This window comes from Trebonia sp. (assembly GCF_049794275.1).
Classification (GTDB): Bacteria; Actinomycetota; Actinomycetes; order Streptosporangiales; family Streptosporangiaceae; genus Trebonia.
In genome coordinates this window covers 1-5,114 of the sequence record NZ_JBARCR010000292.1, presented here as the reverse complement: position 1 = coordinate 5,114, position 5,114 = coordinate 1, and the positions used below count along the sequence as shown (strand labels likewise).

Annotated in this window: 6 protein-coding genes; 3 read left to right on the top strand and 3 right to left on the bottom strand. The window is 67.2% G+C overall.

Translation table 11 applies throughout. The features are described from left to right. Positions 1-443: 443 nt before the first annotated feature. Complete coding sequence (locus WA805_RS08255; RefSeq protein ID WP_425241000.1) at positions 444-623, bottom strand: DUF397 domain-containing protein; 180 nt, start codon at positions 621-623, stop codon at positions 444-446. Positions 624-738: 115 nt separating this feature from the next. Further along, positions 739-1,623 (bottom strand): helix-turn-helix domain-containing protein, encoded by an 885-nt coding sequence (locus WA805_RS08250; protein ID WP_425242034.1) that lies wholly within the window; start codon positions 1,621-1,623, stop codon positions 739-741. A gap of 550 nt (positions 1,624-2,173) precedes the next feature. Here WA805_RS08250 and WA805_RS08245 point away from each other — a divergent pair. Beyond that, on the top strand, positions 2,174-2,356 hold the full coding sequence (locus tag WA805_RS08245; protein WP_422274699.1) for a hypothetical protein: 183 nt from the start codon (positions 2,174-2,176) through the stop codon (positions 2,354-2,356). A gap of 54 nt (positions 2,357-2,410) precedes the next feature. On the opposite strand, the gene WA805_RS08240 is transcribed toward WA805_RS08245, so the two are convergent. Continuing rightward, a complete protein-coding gene (locus tag WA805_RS08240; RefSeq protein ID WP_422285757.1) occupies positions 2,411-3,484 on the bottom strand; it encodes an SIS domain-containing protein in 1,074 nt (357 codons plus the stop codon). Positions 3,485-3,650: 166 nt separating this feature from the next. Here WA805_RS08240 and WA805_RS08235 point away from each other — a divergent pair, with 166 nt between their 5' ends. Together WA805_RS08235 and WA805_RS08230 are read left to right on the top strand one after the other, a co-directional pair. Next, complete coding sequence (locus WA805_RS08235) at positions 3,651-4,016, top strand: hypothetical protein (RefSeq protein WP_422274703.1); 366 nt, start codon at positions 3,651-3,653, stop codon at positions 4,014-4,016. A 75-nt stretch (positions 4,017-4,091) separates the two neighbouring features. Continuing rightward, positions 4,092-5,114, top strand: a 1,023-nt coding sequence (locus WA805_RS08230; protein ID WP_425242033.1) for an AAA family ATPase, incomplete at its 3' end; no start/stop codon positions are given.

Below are 5,114 nucleotides of genomic sequence, written 5' to 3'. Positions count from 1 at the left end.
ACTAGGCAGGCATCGGTGGCGTCCTTTGCGTTTATATTACGTATCCGGCGGCCGCTTGACCGTCACTGCCTCACATACGAGATCGTAGGCGGATTGACTGGATGCTTGTCCGTAACGAAGACACAGTATGTCGGCCCGCCGGTGACCACGCCGGGATGGTGCGTCTCATTGCTTACCGCCATGATCAAACTGCCCGCAGCGACCAGCGCGGCAGCTGTTACCTTCATCCAGCGAGTCGACTTCTGGCGCCTCAGTTTTCGCCCCTGTTTTCGATTATGCCTGGGCGAAATGGCTCATCTTCCTTTCCCGCTAGCTGAGCTTGTCAATGTGAATAGTGCTCGGGTGACCACTCCCGGGGATAGCAGTAATAAACTGGTTGCAATGAGTAATTGGTGCTCGGAAAAGAACACCGATGCCGTAGTCTTATAGGGGACGAAATGTCCCTACAGACGGAGCTCCCCGTTCCTTACGCCAGCGACAAAGGCGTTCCATTCCACGTAAGCAAAGCAGAGAACGGCGCCGTCCGGGTCCTTGCTGTCCCTGACGTCAATGCGCGCACCGTGCGGGGCCGCGACCTCAAGGCAGTTGCCGCTCCCGTAGCTCCGGGAGCTCCTCCTCCACATGCGGACCGAGCCATCACCGTCGTTGCTGACATCGTGACCGCGCACTACGTCCTCCTCCGTGAGGTTCTTGCTGGCCACGCTCCGCGTGACGGACGATAACCTATCGCGGAAGCACTTAATCATGCGCGCCATCGCGCCAGAAACGCGCCTTTCCCAGAATCAGTTCGTGGGACGCTTCCGGTGACAGTGCTGCGTTGGCGAACGCGTTGAAGATGAGACGGAACATATACGTGTCACTCTCGCCCTCAATGCGAAGTTCGTCCGTTACACCTTCGGTGCTGACAACATCGCCGAGCTTGCCGCTCTCATCATCCGGGCTGAACCCGAACACGAGGAAAGAATCGGCCATCAGCGACATCTCGCTATCCAAGGGCAGGATCCGCAGCTCGACGTTCGGCAGCCGCGACACCTCCGCGAGATGAAGCAACTGCTGGAGCATCACTTCCTCGCCGCCGACCTTCCGCAGCAGCACTGCCTCGTCGATCACCGCGGACAACTCAAGGGGCGGGTTGCGCGAGGTCAGTACCTGTTGCCGGATCATCCTGACCGCTGTTCGCCGCTCGAAGAGCCCCGGAGGGTCGAGGACAACCTGCTGGTGCGCGGTGTGGATCGCGCGGGCGTACTCCTCGGTCTGAAGCAGGCCGGGAATCGCCGTTACCTGCCAGACCAGTTCCGACGCGGCCTCCGCCTCCAGCCCTATGAACTCCAGGTATTCCGGCGACAACGCGTCGGCGTAGTCGTACCACCAAGCGGGCTCGTTGGCCTCGGCGGCTAGGTCGAGCAGCTGGGTGCGGCGGGGTTCGATGACGCCGTAGTAATTCAGGAGCTTTTCGATTTCCTCTAGCGGGAAGCTGCCCTGGCCTAGCTCGTAGCGGCTTACTTTGGCCGGCGACCAGCCGAGGGCCTTGGCGACCGTCGTGCCGGTACGAGTGCCACGGAGGCGGCGCAGTTCCGCGGCCAGACGGCGCCGCCTGACCGTGGGGCTCGCGGACGAGGTCACGTCGGCCTCCTACGTCGCTCCCTGCTTACATACCGCAGTCTGCCACGCCAGTAACCGTCCATCCCGGAATTTCACCATTTGTACAACCAAAAAACACTGCGATTGGATTGATGAGATTCTCATGGGGAATCATGATGAAGATACCAGCTAGGGCATCCTGCGCTTCAAGGGGTGGCCATGGAGACTAGGCAGAGAACTCAGCCGGTCTCCAACAGCGTTGTTGGATCGGCGATAAAGACAGTTTCGCGCGGCCTCATGTCGGCGAAGCCGCGAGGTCCGCCTGCGTCAGACGCCGCCACCGCAGGCCATTACCTTCCCCGGGCTCCGCGCAAAAAGACGCGGCCGAAGCGCCCACTTCGACCGCGCCATAACGAACACCAGACCCGTACAGAGTCCTTGTCCGAGTTACAGCTAGCAACCTTACTCGTCTCGGGAGAGCTTGCCTAGCCCCTCATCCTGGTCATCCGGATGTTCCGGATGACCAGGATCACGGTCTCAGCACGGGCCGGTGTGCCTCATCAGCCATGGCAACTGCCAGGAGTTGAGACACATGTCTTTGCCAGCCCCTCAGCCACAAGACAGCGCGGCGATCGTGGCGATCGTCCTCGTCGTGGCCGCCGTTTGCGCCAGGTACTGGCGCACGGTGCTGCTGATGATCATGATCTCCCTGCTCATCTTCACGGTGCTAGGCCTGATCGCAGGCCTGCACGACATGCAGCACCTAGTTCGCTAATACCGGGAGACGTCCGCCGGCTGGCTAGGCCGCTGCCGGCCGGCGGACCGCGGCCTAGTGGGTTGCGGTTACCTTGGACAGCCCGGCCGGGGCGTCGGGGTCGAGGCCGCGCAGCAGCGCGCTGGCCAGCGCTAGCTGCTGCCCGCGGATGGTCGCCAGGATGGGCGCGGTCACCTCCGACACTCCTGCGGGCAACGGCAGGTCGGCGCCGGGCGCCGAACCGCACACCGCGTACGGCACCCCCTCAGCCGTCAGCCTCGCGGCGAGGGCCGCTTCGTCGGCGGCGAACCGTTCCCCGCCGGAGACGACGAGCACGGGCAGCCTGGAGTCGAGCGCGGCGATCGGGCCGTGCAGCAGGTCCGCGGACGACAAGCCTTCGGCGTGCACCCGCGCGGACTCCTTGATCTTCAGCGCGGTCTCGAGCGCGGCGGCATAGGCGAGGCCGCGCCCGGTCACCACCAGCCGGCGCGCATTCGCCCAGCGGGCCGCCACCACGCCAGCCGGGCCGGAACCGGGCGCGCCATCGACGCCAAGGTCGGCGGAGTCGGCGAGCAGGGCGGACGCCTCGTCAGGCAGCGCCTCGAGGTCGGCGACCGTGACAAGGTCCGGGTCGTACGCCGCGGCGATCGCGGCGATCGCCAGCATCTGAGCGGTGACCGTCTTGGTGGCGGGGACGGCCCGCTCCGGGCCCGCCCCGGTCAGCAGGGTGAGGTCGCACACACCCGTCAGCGGGCTGGCTGCCTCGTTGGTGATACCGACGACCACCGCGCCGGCCCGTCGCATGCGTGCCGCCGTCTCGACGACCTCTGGGGTCGCCCCTGACTGGCTCAGCGCCACCGCCAGGTAGCCGCTGTAGTCCACGTCGGCCTCGTATCTCGTGTGTACGCTCGGCGCGGCGAGCCCCGCGGGCCGCCGGGAGGCGAGCTCGATCAGGTACCGGCCGTAGACGGCGACGTTGTCCGACGACCCGCGGGCCAGCAGCACCGTCCCTGCGAGCCTGCCAGGGAGCCGCCGGCCCGGCAGCACGGCCCGCACCTGGTCCCGGTCGGCCACGTGCCTGTCGACCAGGCGTCCGAGGACCTGCGGCTGTTCGGCGAGCTCGGCTGCCATCAGCGATCCGGCGGTCATTGTCGGGCCTCCTGGCTCCAGGTCGCACGGGTCGAAGCGACTGGAGTCGTATCGTATAAAGAACGTCCCTATGGGCAGACCGAGAGGTAAGCCCTAGCCCCGTCGCGATTTCCCCGAGGAGACTGATGCCCGAGCAGGCCCGCGCGCGTGTCGCCGAGGTTGCCCAGTGACCGAGTTGGCGAGCACGATGACCCCAGCCGAGATCGCCAGCCAGGCCGCGCACGCTATCCGCGTGCTGAACGAGCTGACGCATGGCGGAGGCGAGCTCAGCAACTCAGGCGACGTCCGTGCCATTGTCACCAGCCTCGAGCTCATCGGGCAGGACCTGCCGCAACTGTGCGAGCAGCTGGCCAGGTTTCTCGTTATCCAGCACGAAGACGGTCAGCTCGCGCACGAAGACGGCCAGGACCCTGACGACTCCGTGACCGAGATCATCGAGGCGCTCACGGCCGCCGGGCAGGCAGCCGACATGATGACCGCCGCGCTCGGCGAGGCCCGTCGCGCCACGGACGGGCTCACCGCCCCGCGCTAGCCGACCGTCGGCCCCGGCGCGCGATCACCAGCCCCGCAACGTGACGCCCGCGGGCGCATGACGCACACTAGCTGCATGGAGCTGCTGGAACGGCAGGAGGCACTCGCCGACATCACGCGCCTGGCACGCGAGGCGGGCGACGGGCACGGCGGGCTTGTCTTGCTGTGCGGCGAGGCGGGAGTCGGTAAAACCGCCGTCCTCGAGCAGTTCCAGCGCGACCTGCCAGCAGCCCGCTGGTCCTGGGGCGCGTGCGACAGCCTGTTCACGCCGCGGCCGCTCGGGCCGCTGTTCGACCTCGCCGGGCAGCTTGGCGGCGAACTCGACCGACTGTGCCGCACCGGGGGAGGCAGGGAGGAGCTCTTCGGCGCGCTGCTGCGCCAGGTCAGCGATGGGGCAACGCTGGATGTCCTCGTCATCGAGGACATCCACTGGGCCGACGAGGCCACAATCGACCTGCTGCGGTTCCTCGGGCGGCGCCTCAAGGGCGCCCGCGCGCTCGTGATCGCGAGTTACCGGGACGAGGGCCTGACCACGGACCATCCGCTGCGGGTGGCGCTCGGCGACCTCGCCGGGCTCCGGTCGATCCACCGGGTGACGCTGGCCCCCCTGTCGCCGCCCGGGGTGGGCCGGCTGGCCGCCGCCAGCGGCCTGGACCCCGCCGAGCTGTACCGGCTGACCGGCGGTAACCCGTTCTTCGTGACTGAAGTACTGCAGGCAGGCATGCGGGAGGTACCCGCGGCCGCCCGCGACGTCGTGCTCGCCAGGAGCGCCAGGCTCAGCCCGCCCGCCCGCGAGCTGCTGGACATCACGGCGCTGACCGGCACCAGGATCGAGCCTGACCTGATCGAGGCGGTTGACCCCGGCTCGGCGGCGCTCATCGACGAGATCCACGCCTCCGGGTTGCTCGTCGAAGACGGCACCAGGCTGAGATTCCGGCACGAGATCGCCCGGCTGGCGGTGGAGCAGGCGATCCTGGCTCACCGGCGTGGCCCCATCCACCGCCGGATACTGGCCGCGTTGCAGGCGCTCGGCCGCGCGGACGACGCCAGGCTGGCGTTCCACGCCGAAGGCGCGGGCGACGGCCCCGCGGTGCTCAAG